The sequence below is a fragment of the Limnohabitans sp. 63ED37-2 genome (genome assembly GCF_001412535.1).
Lineage (GTDB): Bacteria > Pseudomonadota > Gammaproteobacteria > Burkholderiales > Burkholderiaceae_C > Limnohabitans_A.
In genome coordinates this window covers 773486-793034 of the sequence record NZ_CP011774.1, presented here as the reverse complement: position 1 = coordinate 793034, position 19549 = coordinate 773486, and the positions used below count along the sequence as shown (strand labels likewise).

At 60.3% G+C, this 19549-nt stretch carries 18 protein-coding genes; 10 read left to right on the top strand and 8 right to left on the bottom strand.

Annotation, left to right across the window (positions count from 1 at the left end; genetic code table 11):
• Window positions 1-18: 18 nt before the first annotated feature.
• Window positions 19-444, bottom strand: a complete 426-nt coding sequence (locus L63ED372_RS03765) for a PaaI family thioesterase (protein ID WP_062403518.1) — start codon at window positions 442-444, stop codon at window positions 19-21.
• Window positions 445-639: 195 nt separating this feature from the next.
• The gene (gene murB / locus L63ED372_RS03760; RefSeq protein WP_062403515.1) at window positions 640-1692 is read right to left on the bottom strand and encodes a UDP-N-acetylmuramate dehydrogenase; all 1053 of its coding nucleotides are present in this window, start codon (window positions 1690-1692) and stop codon (window positions 640-642) included.
• A gap of 40 nt (window positions 1693-1732) precedes the next feature.
• Between murB and L63ED372_RS03755 the strand changes: the two genes are divergently transcribed.
• The gene (locus L63ED372_RS03755) at window positions 1733-2218 is read left to right on the top strand and encodes a YajQ family cyclic di-GMP-binding protein (RefSeq protein ID WP_062403511.1); all 486 of its coding nucleotides are present in this window, start codon (window positions 1733-1735) and stop codon (window positions 2216-2218) included.
• A gap of 21 nt (window positions 2219-2239) precedes the next feature.
• On the opposite strand, the gene L63ED372_RS03750 is transcribed toward L63ED372_RS03755, so the two are convergent.
• The 4 genes from L63ED372_RS03750 to L63ED372_RS03735 all read right to left on the bottom strand — a co-directional run bounded on the left by L63ED372_RS03750 (window position 2240) and on the right by L63ED372_RS03735 (window position 6878).
• The gene (locus L63ED372_RS03750; RefSeq protein WP_062403508.1) at window positions 2240-2986 is read right to left on the bottom strand and encodes a 2OG-Fe dioxygenase family protein; all 747 of its coding nucleotides are present in this window, start codon (window positions 2984-2986) and stop codon (window positions 2240-2242) included.
• 87 nt (window positions 2987-3073) lie between these two features.
• Entirely contained in the window at window positions 3074-4093 is a 1020-nt protein-coding gene (locus L63ED372_RS03745; protein WP_062403505.1) for a methionine synthase, read from the bottom strand.
• A 25-nt stretch (window positions 4094-4118) separates the two neighbouring features.
• A complete protein-coding gene (locus tag L63ED372_RS03740; RefSeq protein WP_197275319.1) occupies window positions 4119-5138 on the bottom strand; it encodes an LLM class flavin-dependent oxidoreductase in 1020 nt (339 codons plus the stop codon).
• A 24-nt stretch (window positions 5139-5162) separates the two neighbouring features.
• Entirely contained in the window at window positions 5163-6878 is a 1716-nt protein-coding gene (locus tag L63ED372_RS03735; RefSeq protein WP_062403501.1) for a long-chain fatty acid--CoA ligase, read from the bottom strand.
• A 205-nt stretch (window positions 6879-7083) separates the two neighbouring features.
• On the opposite strand from L63ED372_RS03735, the gene L63ED372_RS03730 reads away from it, so the two are divergent.
• Window positions 7084-7704: a response regulator gene (locus tag L63ED372_RS03730; protein ID WP_062403499.1), complete on the top strand. Its 621-nt coding sequence runs from the start codon at window positions 7084-7086 to the stop codon at window positions 7702-7704.
• Window positions 7705-7834: 130 nt separating this feature from the next.
• Window positions 7835-8245 carry a ComEA family DNA-binding protein gene (locus tag L63ED372_RS03725; RefSeq protein ID WP_082431575.1) on the top strand — a complete coding sequence of 137 codons (411 nt, stop codon included), beginning with the start codon at window positions 7835-7837 and terminating at the stop codon, window positions 8243-8245.
• Between the two features lie 48 nt (window positions 8246-8293).
• On the opposite strand, the gene L63ED372_RS03720 is transcribed toward L63ED372_RS03725, so the two are convergent.
• Window positions 8294-11956: a hydantoinase B/oxoprolinase family protein gene (locus tag L63ED372_RS03720; protein WP_062403496.1), complete on the bottom strand. Its 3663-nt coding sequence runs from the start codon at window positions 11954-11956 to the stop codon at window positions 8294-8296.
• A gap of 33 nt (window positions 11957-11989) precedes the next feature.
• Window positions 11990-12523, bottom strand: a complete 534-nt coding sequence (locus L63ED372_RS03715) for a winged helix DNA-binding protein (protein ID WP_062403492.1) — start codon at window positions 12521-12523, stop codon at window positions 11990-11992.
• Window positions 12524-12737: 214 nt separating this feature from the next.
• On the opposite strand from L63ED372_RS03715, the gene L63ED372_RS03710 reads away from it, so the two are divergent.
• The 7 genes from L63ED372_RS03710 (at window position 12738) to L63ED372_RS03680 (ending at window position 19518) form a co-directional block, all read left to right on the top strand.
• The gene (locus tag L63ED372_RS03710) at window positions 12738-13712 is read left to right on the top strand and encodes a TRAP transporter substrate-binding protein (protein ID WP_062403489.1); all 975 of its coding nucleotides are present in this window, start codon (window positions 12738-12740) and stop codon (window positions 13710-13712) included.
• 4 nt (window positions 13713-13716) lie between these two features.
• Complete coding sequence (locus tag L63ED372_RS03705) at window positions 13717-14226, top strand: TRAP transporter small permease (RefSeq protein WP_062403485.1); 510 nt, start codon at window positions 13717-13719, stop codon at window positions 14224-14226.
• Between the two features lie 6 nt (window positions 14227-14232).
• The gene (locus L63ED372_RS03700; RefSeq protein ID WP_062403482.1) at window positions 14233-15534 is read left to right on the top strand and encodes a TRAP transporter large permease; all 1302 of its coding nucleotides are present in this window, start codon (window positions 14233-14235) and stop codon (window positions 15532-15534) included.
• 79 nt (window positions 15535-15613) lie between these two features.
• Window positions 15614-16621 (top strand): recombination-associated protein RdgC, encoded by a 1008-nt coding sequence (locus L63ED372_RS03695; RefSeq protein WP_231624553.1) that lies wholly within the window; start codon window positions 15614-15616, stop codon window positions 16619-16621.
• Window positions 16622-16655: 34 nt separating this feature from the next.
• A complete protein-coding gene (gene crcB / locus L63ED372_RS03690; protein ID WP_062403476.1) occupies window positions 16656-17039 on the top strand; it encodes a fluoride efflux transporter CrcB in 384 nt (127 codons plus the stop codon).
• A 224-nt stretch (window positions 17040-17263) separates the two neighbouring features.
• Complete coding sequence (locus L63ED372_RS03685; protein ID WP_082431574.1) at window positions 17264-18811, top strand: ATP-binding protein; 1548 nt, start codon at window positions 17264-17266, stop codon at window positions 18809-18811.
• Window positions 18808-19518, top strand: coding sequence for a response regulator (locus L63ED372_RS03680; protein WP_062403471.1), 711 nt, complete (start codon window positions 18808-18810; stop codon window positions 19516-19518). The genes L63ED372_RS03685 and L63ED372_RS03680 overlap by 4 nt, the downstream gene beginning before the upstream one ends.
• The last annotated feature ends 31 nt before the right edge of the window (window positions 19519-19549 follow it).

The following is a 19549-nucleotide window of genomic DNA, read 5'->3' as shown; positions in this document are numbered from 1 at the left end:
GGCCTTTGGGCCGTTTTTTTATTTCAGTGGCGGCATGTCCACCACCCGCAGGGTGACATGGGCCACCGCACAGGGCCCTTGTCCTTCGGCTGGATGGGTTACCAACTCAACGGCCACCACACAAATGGTGCCCCCCACCTGAAGCGTACGGGCTTTGGCCAACAAGGTTTGCCCTTTGGCCGGGGCCAAGAAGTTCACATGCAAATCGACCGTGACCGCGATCTTGCCTGCCGGCAATGCGGTGGTGGCCGCAGCACCCGCTGCATGGTCAGCCAAGCCTGACACCACGCCTCCATGGAAAAAGCCATTGAACTGCAAGAGTTCAGGCTTTTTGGCCAATGACAACGTCACCTGACCCGGCTCTGCGGACACCACCTCCACCCCTGCCGCATGGGTGTAACCCGTGATGGCGGTGACTTTGCGGACAAGTTGTTCTGGTGTCATTGTGAGCGCTCCTGTGAATCCGGAAAACTGTAACCGTCAGACAGTTTTTGCGCATCAGGAAATCCCTGAAATGTCCACCAGCGAAGCGCCGGGTTGCGGCCTGAGCGGATCGTCCGATTTGGCGAGCGAAGCGAGTGATGAGGCCGACCGCTCAGGCCAATACCCGGGGCGGAACAAAACTACGAACCCAGAACTTCAAATCACAACCGGCTCAGGCTCCAGCCGAATCCCAAAGCGCTCGTACACACTGGTCTGAATCGCCTTGGCCAAGGTCATTACCTCACCCCCCGTGCAAGGGTTCTCGCGCCCGCCCCGGTTCACCAACACCAGCGCCTGCTTTTCATAGACCCCGGCGTGTCCAACGGTCTTGCCTTTCCAACCGCACGCGTCAATTAACCAACCTGCCGCCAACTTAATAGAGCCGTCCGGCATGGGGTAGTGCACCACCTTGGGTTCACGGGCGATGATGTCGGCGCATTGGTCTGCCGTCACAGTGGGGTTCTTGAAAAAGCTGCCCGCGTTGCCGATCACCTGTGGATCAGGCAATTTGGCCCGGCGAATCGCCACCACCCAGTCAAAAATCTGCCGGGCATCGGGGCTGTGGATGCCCGTCTCGGCCATCTTGCGCTCCAGGTCCGCATAGCCCAGCTCGGGCTTCCAGCGCTTGGGCAGCGCAAAACGCACCCTCAAAATCACCGCACGGCCTGCCAGGCCCAAGCCATCGGGTCCGCCCGAGGCGTGTTTGAACACCGAATCGCGGTAGCTGAAGCCGCACTGCGCGGCGTTCAGGCTGAACAACTCGCCCGTGAACATGTCCATGGCGTCCAGCGAATCGAAGCGGTCTTGCAGCTCCACGCCATAAGCGCCGATGTTTTGCACGGGCGATGCGCCCACGGTGCCAGGAATCAGGGCCATGTTTTCCAAACCCGGGTAACCGTTGTCCAGGGTCCAGGCCACCAGCGCATGCCAGTCAACACCAGCTCCAGCCTCGATCAGCCAGTGTTTGTCGGTCTCACCCACCAGACCCATGCCTGGCACCTCCATCTTGAGCACCAGCGCCTTGACGTCGCCGGTCAACACGATGTTGCTGCCGCCGCCCAGCACCTGCCTGGGTGAGCTGGCCAGTTGTGGGTCGGCCAACACAGCCAACAAGTCGGCTTCTGAGCGCACGCGCACCAATGCATGCGCCTTGGCGGCGATGCCGAAGGTGTTGTACGGCTGCAGGGGGACATTTTTCTCCAGGTTCATGGGAGAATTGTCGCATCCTCAACCTTTGACTTTTACCGCCATGCCCTCGTTTGATACCGTTTGTGAACCCAATATGGTCGAAGTGCGCAACGCCGTTGACACCTCCGCCAAAGAAATTGGCACCCGTTTTGACTTCAAAGGCACATCGGCCAACATCGAACTCAAGGACAAAGAGATCACGATGTTTGGTGACGCCGAATTTCAACTCACACAAGTCGAAGACATCTTGCGCAACAAGCTCACCAAACGGAACGTGGACGTACGCTTTTTGGACATCGGCAAGGTCGAGAAAATCGGCGGTGACAAGGTCAAGCAGGTCATCAAAGTCAAAAACGGCATCGAGACCGAAGACGCCAAGAAGATCACCAAAGTCATCAAGGAAAGCAAGTTGAAAGTGCAGGCGTCCATCCAAGGCGATGCGGTGCGCGTGACCGGTGCCAAGCGCGACGATCTTCAAGCCGCCATGGCCCTGCTGCGCAAGGACATGACCGAGCTACCGCTGTCCTTCGACAACTTCCGAGATTGATCCGAGTGCCCCCCCGCTGCTTCAGCGCGTGGGCTCGTCCAGAAAACCACCCGCGCGGAGCGTGACCACCAGGGTGTCGCGCCAACCGCCTTCTTGCTCAGGCTGGATGGGTGTGGTTTCGTGGATCACGCGGCTGTCGTCCAGAAGCAGCAATGACCAAGGCTCGCTCAAGGTAAAGCGCTGGCCCCGGGGGCTGTCCATGTCGAACACCCGGGTTTCGCCGCCTTTGATGCCGTGGCGACCCACCAAAAACACCGCCACCCAGTTCACACCATCGCGGTGAGCCCCTTCGGGTGTAGGCCGTCCAATGCCGTCGGTGGTGTCAATGCGGAACTGGTGGGCTTCGGTGAACCAAGTCTGGTCGCCTTGGGCCGCAGAAGCCACTTTGGCCAACCAACACAACAGTTTCTGCCAAGCGTCTTGTTGCACGACCGCAGTCGCCATGGGCTCAAACCAGCGCTGCATGCCGCCATGCAAGGCGTTGTATGACAGTGGCTGCCAGTGGGCGCGGTGCGGCACAGCCTGCACTTGGCCGGGCGTGACTTCGAAGCTCGCGTGGCGGCGGCGGCGGTAACGGCCGCCATCCTTGAGGTATTGGTCAGGCGGCAAATCTTGCCAAGAGGATTGCAGTGCTTGAAGCGCCTCGATCTTGACACCCGCCAAAGCGCAAACACTGGCGGCGCCAAGCACCGCAAACCCATGGTCCGCCAACGTGGCGTTGAGCAGGTCAGGAGAGGTCAGGGGCGGCGGCAGCGTTTGTTGGGGCATTCAAAGATCCGAGAGGTCTGGCAAAAGGGCAAGCATAACCCGGCCAGAGGCCAGGTTATGGCGGGTGGTGCCCCAAGGCACAGCGCCTCAGGCGTAACGCTGGCTGGCCAGTTTGGCGCCTTCGGCCAAGGCCTTGAGCTTGGCCTCGGCCACAGCGCGGCTCATGGGGGCCAAGCCGCAGTTGGTGCAGGCGATCAGGCGGTTTTTGGGCACAAACTGAAGCGCACGACCAATGGTGTCCGCGATTTCCTCGGCGGTTTCGATGGCCGGGTTGGCCACGTCGATCACGCCGACCATCACGTCCTTGCCTTCCAGCAGCTTCATCATCTCCATCGGCACATGCGAGTGCATGCACTCGAGGCTCACTTGCTGGATGCTGCTCTTGGCCAATGCCGGGAAGACTTTTTCATACTGACGCCATTCGTGGCCCAGCGTCTCTTTCCATTTGTTGTTGGCTTCAATGCCATAGCCGTAGCAAATGTGCACGGCGGTGGTGCAGGTCAGGCCTCGCGCAGCAACTTCCAGCGCCTTCACGCCCCAATCGGCCGCATCGTCCATGTAGACGTTGAAGGCGGGCTCGTCGAACTGGATGATGTCCACGCCGTCGGCTTGCAGCGCCAGCGCTTCTTGGTTCAGCAGCTCGGCAAAGGCCATGGCCATCTTGACCTTGTCGCCATAAAAGCGGTCGGCCACGGTGTCCACAATCGTCATCGGGCCAGGCAAGGTGAATTTGAGTTTCTTCTTCGTGTGGGCGCGTGCCAACTGGGCTTCGAAAGCGTGCACGCGGCCTTTCAGGCGCAGCGGCGCGATGACTTGCGGCACCTGCGCGTCGTAGCGGTTGTTGCGGATGCCCATGGTGACTTTGTTCACAAAGTCAATGCCCTCGACCTGCTCGACAAAGCCATGCACAAAGTGCTGGCGGGCTTGCTCGCCGTCGCCAATCACATCCAAGCCTGCGTCTTCCTGCGCCTTGATCCACAGCAGCGTGGCGTCGGCCTTGGCTTGCTGCAGCTCGGGCCCCTGGGTGGTCCACTGGGGCCAGAGCTTTTCGGTCTCAGCGAGCCAAGCGGGTTTGGGCAAGCTGCCCGCGATTGCGGTGGTGAACATGTCAAAAATCCTGAGGGTTTAAAAATCAAAACGTGGAGTTTGCCGTCAATCCAAATTCTTGGGCGAGCAACTCGTAAGAGTGCATTTGCGCTGCAGGGTCATGTGTCCAGGTGATGACCACCAGCTCTTGCACCTCCAGCCGCGCGGCCAGTTGGCGCAATTTGCGGCCCACAGTGGCGGCCGAGCCCATCAAAGCGCCTTCACGCAAGCGCTGCAGCGCAAACTGCTCGGCCGGGCTGTAGTCTCGGGCCGCTTCTTCGGGTGGCAACAATGCCCCGATGCGGCCCAGGTTGCGGTCCATCTTCCAGCGGGCGCGGCTCTCGAACAGGCGCAGGGCCTCTTCGTCGGTGTCAGCGGCCAGGGCCCAGACGCACAGGGCGGCATGGGGCTTTTGCAGCGCTGCGCTGGGCCGGAAAGTTTCGCGGTAAATCTGCAGGGCTTCATCTGCACCCTGCCCGTCGGTGATGAAATAAGCAAACGCATAAGGCAAGCCCAAATGTGCGGCCAGCTGGGCGCCGTAATCCGAGCTGCCCAGCATCCACACGGTGGGAGTGGTCTCTGACAGCGGGTAGGCAAACACGTTGTGCCCCGGGTGACCGGGTGGCAGGTTGTGGCCACTCACCCAAGCTTGCATTTCCATGACCTGCTGCGGAAAACGCTCCGAGGCGCTGCGGTCGGGGTTGAGCAACTGGGCGGTGCGCCCGTCGCTGCCAGGGGCCCGGCCCACGCCCAGATCGATGCGACCGGGGGCCAAGGCATCCAGCACACGGAACTGCTCAGCCACTTTCAGCGGCGCATAGTGCGGCAGCATCACCCCCGCGCTGCCGATGCGTATGCGCTGGGTACGGGCGGCAATGGCGGCCATCAAGACTTCGGGGGCGCTGCCCACAATGCTGGGGTGGCTGTGGTGCTCGCTCACCCAAAAACGGTCATAGCCCCAAGCCTCGGCCTTTTGCGCCAGCGCCAAGGTTTGTCGGATGGTCGCGTCTTGGCCGCGCCCGGAGGCAGCAGCCGATTGGTCCAGGATGGAAAGTCTCAGGCTCATTCGGGTGTCGATGGGTACATGGGCTCATGCCTTAGCAGGTGCGCCCAAGGCGGCCATTTCGGCCTCTTGCAGTGCCCGCCACATGACTTTGCCGCTGCCGCTCTTGGGCAGAGCGTCGACAAAACTCACGGCGCGGGGCATTTTGTAAACGGCCATGTTCTCACGGCACCAGTCGATGATGTCCTGCTCGGACACTTTGCCTTTGTGGTCTTGCCGTAAAACCACGACCGCCTTGACCGACTCGCCCCGATAAGCGTCGCGGGTGGCGATGATGCAGGCCTCTTGAATCGCAGGGTGGCGGAACATCAGGGCTTCGACCTCGGCGGGCCAGACCTTGAAGCCACTGGCGTTGATCATGCGCTTCAATCGGTCGGTCATGAAGAAGTAACCCGCTTCATCCACCCGCCCCATGTCGCCCGAGCGGAAAAACAAGAAACCGTCACGCTCAAAGAAAGCATCGGCGGTCGCCTCGGGTCGTTTCCAGTAACCCTTGAACACCTGCGGGCCGCTGATCACGATCTCACCCGACTCGCCGGTCGGCAGCTCGGCCAAGGTCTCGGGGTCAACGATGCGCGACTCCACGCTCATGAACGGTATGCCCAAACACTGTTTTTTGGGCGCATCGGGCGGGTTGGTGTGCGAAGGCGCCGCCGTCTCGGTCAGGCCATAACCTTCCACGTAGCGCAGCCCGAACTGGTCCAGCAAACGCTGCGCTACCGCCTCGGGCATGGCCGCACCGCCGCCGCCAATATAGACCAAGCTGCTCAGGTCATAACGGTCCATGTTCGGGCTGCCCAGCAGGTCAATCACCATGGTCGGGATGTTGGTCCAGTGCGTCACGGCCCATTTGGAGATCAAATGCCCTGCCACATCACGGTCCCAGCGCGGCATCAGCACCAGACTGGCCCCCAGCAAAATGCTGGTGTGCATGACGCTGACCATGCCGGTGATGTGAAACATGGGCACCACGCACAAGGTCACGTTTTCGGGAGTGCCATTGCCCCACAAGCCACTGGACATCGCGTTGTGCATGATGGTGCCGTGTGTGTGCATGCAGCCTTTGGGCAATCCGGTGGTACCGCTGGTGTAGGGCAAGATGGCCAGGTTATCCGTCTTGGCCTGAGGCGGGGGCAAGTCCACAGCAGGAGAAGCCATCAGGTCGGCCCAAGCATGCACGTGGCCTGAGTTGATGGACGGTAAATCGCGCACCGGCAGCAACCACGGCCGCCACGCCTCAGGCATGTCTTCGGGACCCACGGCCTCTGGGTCAAACACATCGGTAAATTGAGTGACCACCAGGTGTTTCAGGCGCTGCTCGGGCGGCAAGGCCGCGCTGGCCTGCGCCAGCTCAGGCGCCAAATCGGCCGTGGTCACGGCCACTTGCGTGTCCGGGTCGGTGATGTAGTGCTTGAGCTCTTCGGCCCGGTTCATCGGGTTGACCGGCACCACCACCGCATCGATGCGCAAAATGGCGAAGTGCGTGATCACCAGCTGTGGGCAGTTTTGCATGTCCAGCACCACACGGTCCCCGGCTTGCACCCCCAAGGCCTTGAGTTGCCCCGCCAGGAGCTCGGCACTGGCCATCAATTCGCGGTAGGTCCAGACCCGGCCCATGAACACCAGTGCGGCTTTGTCAGGGTAACGCATGGCACTGATGGCCAAGTTCATCCACAAGGAAGTGGCGGGTGCGGTGATCTTGGCGGGCAGGCGAGCAGGCCAGACAGCAGCGTGAGCGGACATCGAAAGGTCTCCTGTTGTTGCCCTTCATATTAAGGGTGCACCTCACGGGCTGAGGCCTTGTGTTTGTCGCGGACGGGACCGCTCTTCAGCATGCAGAAGGCGACTTTCGAGGATTGCTCGCCGAAATTTGTTTCAAGATGTTTCAATAAAGGTAAAAAAGTATTCCTTTTAAGCCATTTGGCATTTTTATCACTAAAATAAAGCCATGCAAACACATCCCACACCCGACACGCCCGAAGACTACTGTGGCACCACCTACGCAGCCAAATTGCTGGGCTTGTCGGTGGGAACCATCCAGACTTTGGTGGAAAAAAACGAACTCCAAGCTTGGAAGACACAAGGCGGCCACCGCCGCATCTCCATGCCGTCGATTCGGGACTATCAGAAAAAGCACAACATGCTGATGAGTCCCAGCGAGACCCGTGAATACAGATTGCGGGTTTTGCTGGTCGAAGACGACCCCGTGACCCGGGACATGGTGCGCGACTTCTGCAACCGATGCGAAATGCCGGTGGACTGCACCGCCATGTCCTCGGGCCTAGAGGCGCTGATCGACATGGCCAGCATCCAGCCGGATGTGCTGATTGCCGACCTGAACATGCCCGGTGTGGATGGGTTTGAGCTGCTGCGCACCCTCAAGCACTCGGCCCAATTTCAGCGCATGACCTGTTTGGTGATCTCGGCCTTGTCACAAGAAGAAATCGCGGCCCGCGGGGGCTTGCCAGAAGGCACCATCTTCATGGCGAAACCTGTGAACATGCAATGGTTCAATGGCTTCTTCACCGCTTTGATCGCAGGTCGAAAGCTGGAACAACAATCAACTTGAGTCTCGGCTGGCTGCTTCTTTATCAATACATATTGTTTCATTTTTATCCAGGGACATCTTCGCAAACTCGCTGGGCTTTCTCACAATAGACCGCACTGCACATTTTTGCAGTCAACCAGAGGAGCGCTTCATGTGGAAAAAAATCGCAGGTGTTTTGCTGACCATTGGATTCGCGGGGCTGACCTGGGCCCAACAAATTGACCTGAACAAAGCCAGCGAGGTGGAGCTAGACGCCTTAAAAGGCGTTGGCCCGGTCCTGACCAAGGAGCTGATGGGCGAGCGCAAAAAAGCGCCCTTCAAAGACTGGGAAGATGTGACCAGCCGCGTCAAGGGCATGGGCCCACAAAAAGCCCTCAGCCTGTCCGACCAAGGCGTGCGGGTGCAGGGTAGCGCCTACACCGCCAAATCGGCGGGCACAGCCGCAGAGAAAAAACCAGCCAAAGCGGCAGACCCCGCCAAGGATGCGGCCAAGGACAGCGGCAAAGCCGCCCCCAAGAGCGCCGATGCCACGGCAGGCAAATCGCAGCCCGCCAAGAACTGATCCAGCATGAACCTGTTTCGGGCAGACGGGTCTGCCCGAAACATGGCCTCAGTCTTGCCCGAAGCCGCCACCCCCAGGCGTGTGAATCTCGAACACATCACCCTCCTGCATCTCCACTTGGCCGATGTGCGCCAATTTCTCGACACGACCATCGCTGCGCACCACGCGGTTGATGCCCGGCAAGCCGCTTTGACCACCGGCCATGCCAAAGGCCGGACGCACACGCCCATTCGACAAAATACCTGCCGTCATGGGCTCTAAGAAGCGCACCCGGCGCACGCCGCCATCGCCACCGCGCCAACGTCCCGCGCCCCCTGATCGCTGGCGGATGGCGAAACTCTCCAGCCGCACCGGAAAGCGGAACTCCAAAACTTCGGGGTCGGTCAGGCGTGAATTGGTCATGTGGGTTTGCACCACCGAGGTGCCGTCAAAACCACCCACCAAAGCACCCTGCGCGTCAAAACGCCCACCCGCACCGCTGCCACCCGAGATGGTTTCGTAGTACTGCACCCGCGCATTGCCGAAGGTGAAGTTGTTCATGGTCGGCTGGCTGCCCGCCATCACACCCAAAGCGCCAAACAGTGCGTTGGTGATGCAGGTCGAGGTTTCCACATTGCCCGCCACCACAGAAGCAGGAGGGTTGGGGTTGAGCATGGAGCCTTGCGGAATGATGACTTTCAGCGGCTTCAGGCAACCCGCGTTCAAAGGAATGTCGTCGTCCACCAAACTGCGGAACACGTACAGCACCGCCGCCATACACACCGCACGCGGGGCGTTGAAGTTGTTGGACAGCTGAGCGCTGGTGCCGGTGAAGTCGATCTCTGCCGTGCGGTCTGCAGCATTGACGCGCACCGCCACTTGGATCTGCGCCCCGTTGTCCAAGGGGAAAGTGAACGACCCGTCTTTGAGGCGCGTGATGACACGCCGCACCGACTCCTCGGCGTTGTCCTGCACATGGCGCATATAGGCCTGCACCACGTCCAGGCCAAACTGGTCCACCATGCGGCGCAGCTCTTGCACGCCTTTTTCGTTGGCGGCAATTTGCGCTTTCAGGTCAGCCATGTTTTGCGCCGGGTTGCGCGAGGGGTATTCGCCACTTTGCAGCAAAGCCACCATCTCGGCTTCGCGCAAATGACCCGCCTCGACCAGCTTGACGTTGTTGATCTGCACGCCCTCTTCTTCGATGCGCGTGGAAAACGGTGGCATGGAGCCTGGCGTCAAGCCGCCCACATCGGCATGGTGGCCGCGTGAGCCGACATAAAACACCGGGTCAGCGTGACCCTCCAGATACACGGGCGTGATGACGGTGATATCGGGCAAATGCGTGCCACCGTGGTACGGGTCGTTCAGCACGAACACATCGCCTGGCTGCATGCGCCCTTTGTTCTCCTGAATGACGGTCTGGATGCTCTCGCCCATCGAGCCCAGGTGCACGGGCATGTGCGGCGCGTTGGCGATCAGGTGACCTTCTGCGCTGAACAAGGCGCAAGAGAAGTCCAGCCGCTCCTTGATGTTGACCGAGTAGGCCGTGTTTTGCAGCTGCAACCCCATTTGCTCGGCGATGTTCATGAAGAGGTTGTTGAACACCTCCAGGAGCACCGGGTCGGCCTGCGTGCCTGCTGCGTGTTGCACCGCGCGTGCTTGCACCCGCACCAGCAGCAAATGGTCAAGCGCAGTCAACCGCGCTTGCCATCCGGGCTCCACCACCGTGGTGGCATTTTTCTCGGCAATGATGGCCGGGCCGTCGATCACATCACCCGGGCGCATGTCTTCGCGCACCACCAGAGCAGCTTCTTGCCACGCGGCCACCCCTTGCGCGTTGGCGGCGTACACCCGCACCGTGTCGCGGCGCGGCACTTCGCGCTTGGGGTTCAGCGCATGAACGGCCTCTTCAGGCGCATCACCGGGCAGCACCGCCTCGACCGACACCGCTTCGACCACCAGGGCCTTGCCCTGCATCAAGAAGGCAAAGCGCTGGCGATATGCCGCCTCAAATCCCGCCACCAATTGATCCTGATTGCCCCAGGGCACGACCAGCGCCGAGTCGGTGCCTTCGTAGCGCAAATGCACGCGCTGGCGCAGCTCAATGCGGTCGACATGGGTTGCGTCCCCGCCCATTTGCGCCAGCAAGGCCAAGCGGGTGGATTCGCCCAAAGCCTGCAAGCGCTCGGCCATCAGCGGCATGGCCGCCGCATCCAGTCGTCGCTCCACCGATTCCTCGCGCATCACGTTCTGGTCCGCCAGGCCCATGCCGTAAGCCGAAAGCACGCCCGCCAGCGGGTGCACCAGCACCTGCGACATGCCCAAAGCATCGGCCACCAAACACGCATGCTGCCCGCCCGCGCCACCAAAGCATTGCAGTGTGTAGCGTGTCACGTCGTAGCCCCGTGCGACCGAGATTTTCTTGATCGCGTTGGCCATCTGCTGCACCGCGATCTGGATGAAACCATGCGCCACGTCTTCAGCGGCCCGCCCAGTTTGTGCAGCCAGTTTTGCAAAATGCCCTCGCACCACCTCGGCGTCCAGCGGCTGGTTCGCCTCCGGCCCAAACACCGATGGGAAGAACCGGGGTTGCACCTTGCCCACCATCACGTTCGCATCGGTCACGGCCAGCGGCCCGCCGCGTCGGTAACTGGCTGGGCCCGGGTTGGCCCCCGCGCTTTGGGGACCGACACGAAAACGCGCACCATCAAAAGCCAGCAGCGAACCGCCGCCTGCGGCCACGGTGTGGATGCTCATCATGGGCGCACGCATGCGCACACCCGCCACCTGGGTTTCAAACTCGCGCTCAAACTGCCCGGCAAAGTGCGACACATCCGTCGACGTACCGCCCATGTCAAAACCAATCACCTTGTCGTGCCCGGCCAGCTGCGCCGTGCGGGCCATACCCACGATGCCCCCCGCTGGGCCACTCAAAATCGCATCCTTGCCCGCAAACACCTGTGCGTCTGTGAGGCCGCCCGAAGACTGCATGAACATCAGTTTCACGCCCGGCATTTCGCTGGCCACCTGGTCCACATAACGGCGCAAGATGGGCGACAAATACGCATCCACCACCGTGGTGTCGCCCCGGCTGACCAACTTCATCATCGGGCTGGTTTGGTGCGAAGTGCTGACTTGGGTGAAGCCCATTTCACGCGCCAGCCGTGCCGCCGCCAACTCGTGCGCCGTGTGCCGCCAGCCGTGCATGAAAACGATGGCCACCGAGCGCACGCCTTGTTGGTGCGCATCAACCAGCTGGGTGCGCAAATGCACCTCGTCGAGCGGCAACAACACCTCGCCGTCCACCGCCACCCGCTCCTGCGCCTCGACCACCGCGCTGTAGAGCAACTCGGGCAACACAATCTGGCGGTCAAACAAACGCGGGCGGTTTTGATACGCAATGCGCAGCGCGTCACCAAAGCCTTGTGTGGTCACCAGCAGCGTGGCCTCACCCTTGCGCTCCAGCAGAGCGTTGGTGGCCACCGTGGTGCCCATCTTCACGCATTCGACCAGCTCGGGTGTGACCGGCTCGCCGGGCTTCAAGCCCAGCAAATGCCGAATGCCCGCCACCGCCGCGTCGCGGTATTGCTCAGGGTTTTCAGAGAGCAACTTGTGCGTGACCAAGCTGCCGTCGGGGCGCTTGCCCACCACGTCGGTGAAGGTGCCGCCCCGGTCGATCCAGAACTGCCAACGGTTTGGGCCAGCGGGTGTGATGTGGGATTCGGTCATAAGTCGCTCAACAATCGGGATTCAAAAACAGGTTCACAAAGAGGCCGCCGCACGCGCCGCTTGGTCGTACATGCCCGAGAGCACTCGCAGCAAGCGGGCCAACTCGCCAATGTCACGGTTCAAGCCATCGTCGGCCTTCAGGGCGTCGATCAGGCAACTCTCGCGGATCTCTCGGTAGCGCTGCACGTATGCGCGGCCTTCGTCGGTGGCGGCATAGGTCACGTCTTTGCCATTCTTTTGCGACACCACCACACCCAGGCCTTGCAGCTTTTTCAGGGCGTAATTCACCAAATGGGTGTCTTCGATGTTCATGATGAAACAGATGTCGGCCAAGCGTTTGTCCCGCGCACGGTGCGTGACGTGGTGCAACACCAGCACATCCAGCGGCGTCAAATCTTTCAGGCCCGCGGCCGCCATGCAATGGATGATCCAGCGGTGAAAGGCATTGCCCGCCACGATCAGGCCGAACTCGAACTCGCTCATCTCGGCACTGTCGGGCGAGACAAGGTGGGCCGAGGACACGATGGGGCTGGTGGCTGAGGTGCTCAGGGAATTTTTGCGCGGCATGGGTTCCGTCAAGGCTGGAGAGATGAGAAAGTCTATGCCCGATGCCGACAATTTGCCAACAATTTGTTGACGTTAAGGGAAAACACCGAGCACGGATTGGCTCCGCCTTGCCTACAGTGGGCACCAGACAGATGCACCCGATGCACGCGTGAAGCGGGCACCTTTCTTGCACTGCCCAGTGAACCGTTCATTTCCATCTTTCACAGGAGTTTTCATGCAACGTCGCGCCCTTCACCTCAGCCTGCTGGCTGGCCTGCTCGCTGTTTCCGGCTTTGTGTCGGCCCAAACCAAATGGGACCTGCCCGCCGCTTACCCAGCCACCAACTTCCACACGGTCAACATGACGCAATTTGCGGCCGACGTGGACAAAGCATCTGGCGGCAAACTCAAAATCACGGTGCACGCCAACGCGTCGCTGTTCAAGGCCCCAGAAATCAAGCGTGCGGTGCAAGGCGGTCAAGCCCAATTGGGTGAGATCTTGTTGGTCAACTTCCAAAACGAATGGCAGCCCTTTGGTGCGGACGGCTTGCCCTTTCTGGCCGACAGCTACGACGAATCCATGAAGCTTTACAAAGCGCAAAAGCCTCTGCTGGAAAAGAAGCTGGCTGAGCAAGGCATGATGCTCTTGTACTCGGTGGCTTGGCCTCCACAGGGCATTTACAGCAAGAAACCGATCAACAGCGCCGCCGACCTTAAGGGCATCAAGTGGCGTGCTTACAGCCCCACCACCGCCAAGATCGCTGAACTGATCGGTGCTCAGCCCGTCACGGTGCAAGCGGCCGAGTTCTCACAGGCCTTGGCCACGGGCGTGGTCGAGTCCACCATGACATCGGGTGCCACGGGCGTGGACAGCAAGCTGTACGAACACCTCAAGTACTACTACGACGTGCAAGCCTGGTTGCCCAAAAACGCGGTGATTGCCAACAAAAAAGCCTTTGATGCCTTGGACAAGCCCACACAAGAGGCTGTGCTCAAAGCTGCTGCTGCCGCTGAGACCCGGGGTTGGACCGAGTCTCGCAAAGTCAACACCACCACGCTGGAAACCCTCAAGGCCAATGGCATGACGGTGGCGCCACCTTCTGCGCAACTCAAAGCCGACATGAAAAAAGTGGGCGACGTCATCATGAAAGAGTGGCTTGAAAAGTCGGGCGCCGAAGGCAAGGCCATCGTCGACGCGTTCAACCGCTGAACGCATGCGCCGACTGCTCAACGTCATCTATGACAGCACCGCCGCCTTGGCGGCGCTGTGCATGTGCGGCCTGCTGTTCATGGTGCTGCTGTCCGTCTTGAGTCGGCAGCTCCATGTGCATGTGCCTGGCACTGACGCTTATGCCGGTTACCTTATGGCCGGGGCGGGCTTTTTGGCGCTGGCCCACACCTTGAAGCGTGGTGAACACATCCGCGTGACCTTGGTGCTGGGCTTGTTCAAAGGGGCTGCACGCCGGGGCATGGAAGTGTTCAGCCTGTCGCTGGCCAGCCTGCTGGCTTGCTTGTTCGCCTTCTACAGTTGTCGCCTCGTTTGGCAATCCATCGAGTTCCATGACATCTCGACCGGGAACGATGCCACGCCTTTGTGGATCCCACAGTTGGTCATGGCGCTGGGAACCGTGATTTTTGCTGTGGCCTTTGTGGACGAGCTGGTGCTGGAAATCCTAGGGCAACGGACCGCTCTTGACAGCGGCGAGATGCTGCGCAACGAATGACTTGCCATGAATGACATGATGATCACAGGGCTCTTGGTCCTGACGCTGTTTTTGATTTTAGGCAGTGGCGTGTGGATTGGTCTCACGCTCTCGGGTGTGGCATGGGTGGGCATGCAATTGTTTTCCGCCAGACCCGCGGGTGACGCCATGGCAATGACCATCTGGGGCTCGGCCTCGAGTTGGACCCTCACCGCTCTGCCCCTGTTCATCTGGATGGGCGAAATTCTGTTTCGCACGCGCCTGAGCCAAGACATGTTCAAGGGCCTGGCCCCTTGGATGCAAGCCCTGCCCGGGCGCTTGCTGCACACCAATGTGGTGGGCTGCGCCATCTTTGCGGCCGTGTCGGGCTCGAGCGCGGCCACCTGCGCCACGATTGGCAAGATGACCCTGCCCGAGCTGCAAAAACGCGGCTACCCCGAGGACATGGTCATTGGCACCCTGTCTGGCTCTGGCACGCTTGGCCTTTTGATTCCACCGTCCATCATCATGATCGTGTACGGCGTGGCGGCCGATGTGTCGATTGCCCAGCTTTTCATTGCAGGGGTTTTGCCCGGCATCTTGCTGGCCGGGCTGTTTTCGGGCTACATCATCTATTGGTCACTTCGCCACCCGGACCAGATCCCGCCGCGTGACGCGCCCATGAGCTTCATGCAAAAGCTCGAATCCTCCAGCAGCCTGATTCCGGTGGTCTTGCTGATTGCGGCAGTGCTGGGCTCGATTTACACCGGCTTTGCCACCGCCACCGAAGCCGCTGCCGTGGGCGTGGTGGGCGCGTTGGCGCTGTCTACACTGCAGGGCTCCATGAGCTGGGCCGTGTTCAAAGACGCCTTGATGGGGGCCACGCGCCTTTACTGCATGATCGCCCTGATCTTGGCGGGGGCTGCGTTTTTGACCTTGTCCATGGGCTATATCGGTTTGCCGCGCCACTTGGCCGAATGGATCGGTGGCCTGGGCCTCAGCCCCTTTGCACTCATCATGGCTTTGATGGTGTTCTTCATCATCTTGGGCTGCTTTTTGGACGGCATCTCCATGGTGGTGCTGACCATGGGCGTGCTCATGCCCACCGTGCAAAAAGCAGGCATCGATCCGATCTGGTTTGGCATCTTCATCGTGTTTGTGGTGGAGATGGCGCAGATCACGCCGCCCGTGGGCTTCAACCTGTTTGTGCTGCAGGGCATGACGGGCAAGCAACTGCCCTACATCGCCCGCGTGTCCATGCCGATGTTCTTCTTGATGGTGGGGGCGGTGATGCTGATTTACTTTGTGCCCGGCATCGTCACTTGGTTGCCCACCCAGATGAAACTCTGAGCTTCAAGGTCGGTTCATCCCCTATGATTCAACCCGTCCCCAAAGGACGGGTTGTTCATTTGGGCAGTAAGGATTGTTTGTGTTCAAAAATGTGATGGTTTACCGCATCGGCGAGGGCTTTTCGCCCTCCTTGACCGATGTGCAGGCGGCGCTGGAGCCGGTGCAGTTTGTGGAATGTGGCGCGAGCCAAGACAAATCGATTGGCTGGGTGCCGCCGCGTGGCGAGGCGCATGGCCCCTTGGTGGAGTCTGTGGCCGGGCAGTGGATTCTGAAACTCATGATCGAGTCCAAGGCGGTGCCGGGCATCGTGGTGCGCCGCAAAGTGGACGAGCGCATCGCCGAAATCGAAGCGGCCACGGGCCGCAAACCTGGCAAAAAAGAAAAACGCGAGCTGATGGACGACGTGCTGCTGTCGCTGCTGCCGCAGGCTTTTGCCCGCCAGTCCACCGTGCTGGTGTGGATGGATCTGGAAAACCGCCGCTTGGTGCTGAACGCGGGCAGCCAAGGCAAGGCCGACGAAGTCATGTCGGCGCTGATGAACGTGATGGGTGGTCTCTCGGTATCGCTGATCCAGACGGTGACATCCCCGCAAGCGGCCATGACGCAGTGGCTGCTGGCGCCCACGCCCGACGAATGGCCGTCTGATTTGACAGTCGAGCGAGAGACCGTGCTCAAGTCCAGCGGCGAAGACGCGGCCAGTGTGCGCTTTACCCGCCACCACCTGGCCAACGACGACGTGCGCAAACATGTGATGGAGGGCAAACTGCCCACCCAACTGGCGCTCAGCTGGGACGGGCGTGTGGCCTTTGTGCTGACCGACACCTTGCAGCTGAAAAAAGTGCAGTACCTCGATGGTGTGATGGACGAATCGGGCACTGACAAAAAAGAAGACCGGTTTGACGCCGACGTGGCCTTGTCCACCGGCTTGCTCGGGCCGCTGATCGACAGCCTGATCGAAGCTCTGGGCGGTGAAATGGAGCTGGGTGCGGCAGCTGCCGACCCGGTGCCGAGCACCACGCGCACCGTGCTCAGTTCAACCGTCAACACGGGTGCTGGTGCAGCCGACGAAGAAGACCCGCCGTTTTAAGACCTGCTAATCCACAGCCCAAAGGACCCACCCCATGCTCACGGTGATCGCGATTTGCATTGGCGCCAGTGTGGGGGCGCTGTCTCGCTGGCAGCTGGGCTTGTGGCTCAACCCCGCCAGTGCCGGTCTGATGCCTTGGGGGACACTGGCCGCCAACCTGATCGGCGGCTACTTGGTGGGCGTGTGTGTGGGTGTGTTCCAGCAACTGCCCGACCTGGACCCGGTCTGGCGACTCACGCTGGTCACCGGCTTCTTAGGCGCCTTGACCACCTTCTCCAGCTTCTCGGCCGAAGTGGTCGCCATGCTGCAGCAAGGCCGATTTGCGCTGGCGGCTGGCACGGCCTGTTTGCATTTGTTGGGTTCACTGGCTCTCACGATGCTGGGACTTAAAACTGTGGGCCTGCTCTGGGTGCGCTGATTTAGCCAAGGGCGGGGTTGCAGCGAAAGCAGTCGTCCGCATAAAACAGATGACCTTCTGCAAACTGCCGAAAGCGGTCACTGATTTGCAACCAGTCATGGTTCTGATGTCGCGCCGACAGGTCAGCTGAAACGTACCCCACAAAGCGTACCCAATGGCCAGTTGAAGACGTCAGCCATTGCTGCCTTATAACTTCCTAATGCGCGTTACGGTAGGCTCGCATCATGTCTCCTCAACATCTCAAAAGCACGGGCTTTGCGTCAACGATCTGGGCAATTGCCTGGGCTGCAATGACCCTGTTGGAGCACAAGCTCGATCTGGCCAATCTTGCCATGTTGCTCGTATTGGCCTCCGCACTGTCATCTTTATGGCTCGCAGGCTGGACCAGCATGCTCGTCAGCGCAGGGGCTGTATTGGCCTTCAATTGGTTTTTTGTCCCGCCAAAGTTCACCTTCACCGTGGACATTTACCAAAACGCATTGCTGCTGTTGGCATTGCTTCTGGTGAACTGGATCATTGCAGGACTGGTCATTCGCCAGCGTCATTTGACACAGGCTGCACGCACCTTGGCTGATCAGGAAGCACGGCTGCGCCAATGGGGTGACACGCTGCGCGATGCCAGCGACCCGGCGGCCCATGCCGCTGCGCTGCGCATGGCTCTTGAAGAGGCGACCGGCACCCCTGTGGCGGTATCGGTATTGCGATCGCTTGATGAACAAACAGACAAAACTGCAGCCTTGCAGCTTGGTGAAACAACCCATGAACAACGCTCTGGTCTGTCTCTGTGTGTACGAGAAGGCCATGCGATGGGGCCTGGAAGCGGTCGTTATGAACAGTTGCCAGACGTCTATTTGCCGTTGCGCGGTCGTCGCGTCACGCTGGGCGCTGCACTGATCACCGGCTTGGGCGGTCATGCAAATGGGCCGCAGCTTCGACCCCATTTACAGGCGCTCTGCGATCAAATGGGGGGTGCCTTGCAGCGCTCATTGATCACGGCACAGGAGCAACAGGCCCGGGAACAAGCCCAGCTGCAGGCTGTGCGAAATACCTTGCTGGCTGCGATTTCGCATGACTACCGCACGCCTTTGGCTACCATCATGGGCGCTGCGTCTTCCCTTCTGGAGCAAGGTGAGCGCATGGATGCCGATCAGCGGCGACGACTCGCCGCTGGCATCGTTGAAGAAAGTGAGCGCTTGGCGCGACTGACCGACAACACTTTGCAGCTGGCCCGCCTGGATGCTCCAGCAGTGATATTGCGCTGCGACTGGGAATCGACCGAAGAACTTGTGGGTGCGGTATTGCAACGCATTCGGCGACGACCCGATGGCAGCCGAGTGCAAGTCTGGGTAGAGCCAAATCTGCCCCTGCTGTGGTGCGACGCACTGCTGGTCTCGCAACTTCTGGATAACCTGCTGGACAATGGCCTCAAGTACAGTCCGGCCGACACGCTGGTGGAATTGCATGCCAAATGCGACAGCGAATTTTTGGTACTGACCGTCAGTGACCGTGGCCCCGGAATCGCTACATCGTGGCAAGAGAAGGTGTTCGAGGTATTCCAGCGGGGCGAGAACACGCCACCCCACAGTGATGCAGGCCCTGACCGAGGCGCAGGTGTGGGCTTGGCTGTGTGCCGCGCCATTGCCCGAGCGCACCATGGCGAGTTGCAGCTGCGTGCGAGGGGCGAAGGCGGAAGTCTCTTTGAATGCCGATTGCCTTTTGCAGGCGGTGGCCTGACGCCACCAACGGCCCAAGTGCCTGAGGCGCAACAATGAGTCGACGCATTTTGCTTGTAGAAGATGACCGAGTTCTTCGGAGTTCTCTGCTTGAAGCTTTGTCAGTTGAGGGCTATGCAATGAAGACAGCGGTCAGTCTGGCCGACGCACGAGCTCAGTTGCAGCACGCTCCGGCAGGCGAGGCCATCGACTTGATCGTGCTGGATCTGGGCTTGCCAGACGGGGACGGTCAATCGCTGTTGACGGATCTGCGCCGCAGCAGCAACACACCCGTGATTGTCATTTCAGCCCGACAAGCCGAAGGGCAAAAAATTCAACTCCTTGACCAAGGCGCTGACGACTACTTGGTCAAGCCTTTTGGCATCGGCGAACTGCTCGCACGAATTCGCGTGGCTCTGCGTCATCGCGGCCACTCCGCCGAACCGGCATTGCTGCATTACCGTCACGGTCCCTTGCAGGTGAACCTGAAAACCCGCCGTGTGCAACTGGCGGAAATTGAAGTACGACTCACGCCCACCGAATATGCCCTCTTGGCTCGCCTTGTGCGCCAAGCGGGCCAAGTGGTCACACATCGCCAGTTGCTGCTGGACGTGTGGGGGGCTGAGCACACCGATCAGACCCATTACCTTCGTTTGTACATGGGCCAGTTGCGCGCCAAATTAGAGGTCGACAGCACCGATCCACAGCACCTCCTGACCGAGCCAGGAGTGGGTTACCGTCTGGCCGAACCGGATGCCGATGCCTGAGTCAGCTCAGGCACTTATGCATTCCTAACGC

Excerpts from the sequence above, each read along its gene's own strand:
- L63ED372_RS03755 (WP_062403511.1), top strand. The coding sequence starts at position 1,733 with ATGCCCTCGTTTGATACCGTTTGTGAACCCAATATGGTCGAAGTGCGC.
- L63ED372_RS03735 (WP_062403501.1), bottom strand. The coding sequence starts at position 6,878 with ATGTCCGCTCACGCTGCTGTCTGGCCTGCTCGCCTGCCCGCCAAGATC.
- L63ED372_RS03705 (WP_062403485.1), top strand. The coding sequence starts at position 13,717 with ATGCGCCGACTGCTCAACGTCATCTATGACAGCACCGCCGCCTTGGCG.
- L63ED372_RS03740 (WP_197275319.1), bottom strand. The coding sequence starts at position 5,138 with ATGAGCCTGAGACTTTCCATCCTGGACCAATCGGCTGCTGCCTCCGGG.
- murB (WP_062403515.1), bottom strand. The coding sequence starts at position 1,692 with ATGAACCTGGAGAAAAATGTCCCCCTGCAGCCGTACAACACCTTCGGC.
- L63ED372_RS03730 (WP_062403499.1), top strand. The coding sequence starts at position 7,084 with ATGCAAACACATCCCACACCCGACACGCCCGAAGACTACTGTGGCACC.
- L63ED372_RS03725 (WP_082431575.1), top strand. The coding sequence starts at position 7,835 with ATGTGGAAAAAAATCGCAGGTGTTTTGCTGACCATTGGATTCGCGGGG.
- L63ED372_RS03750 (WP_062403508.1), bottom strand. The coding sequence starts at position 2,986 with ATGCCCCAACAAACGCTGCCGCCGCCCCTGACCTCTCCTGACCTGCTC.
- L63ED372_RS03685 (WP_082431574.1), top strand. The coding sequence starts at position 17,264 with ATGTCTCCTCAACATCTCAAAAGCACGGGCTTTGCGTCAACGATCTGG.
- L63ED372_RS03720 (WP_062403496.1), bottom strand. The coding sequence starts at position 11,956 with ATGACCGAATCCCACATCACACCCGCTGGCCCAAACCGTTGGCAGTTC.
- L63ED372_RS03745 (WP_062403505.1), bottom strand. The coding sequence starts at position 4,093 with ATGTTCACCACCGCAATCGCGGGCAGCTTGCCCAAACCCGCTTGGCTC.
- L63ED372_RS03680 (WP_062403471.1), top strand. The coding sequence starts at position 18,808 with ATGAGTCGACGCATTTTGCTTGTAGAAGATGACCGAGTTCTTCGGAGT.
- L63ED372_RS03700 (WP_062403482.1), top strand. The coding sequence starts at position 14,233 with ATGAATGACATGATGATCACAGGGCTCTTGGTCCTGACGCTGTTTTTG.
- L63ED372_RS03715 (WP_062403492.1), bottom strand. The coding sequence starts at position 12,523 with ATGCCGCGCAAAAATTCCCTGAGCACCTCAGCCACCAGCCCCATCGTG.
- L63ED372_RS03710 (WP_062403489.1), top strand. The coding sequence starts at position 12,738 with ATGCAACGTCGCGCCCTTCACCTCAGCCTGCTGGCTGGCCTGCTCGCT.
- L63ED372_RS03765 (WP_062403518.1), bottom strand. The coding sequence starts at position 444 with ATGACACCAGAACAACTTGTCCGCAAAGTCACCGCCATCACGGGTTAC.
- crcB (WP_062403476.1), top strand. The coding sequence starts at position 16,656 with ATGCTCACGGTGATCGCGATTTGCATTGGCGCCAGTGTGGGGGCGCTG.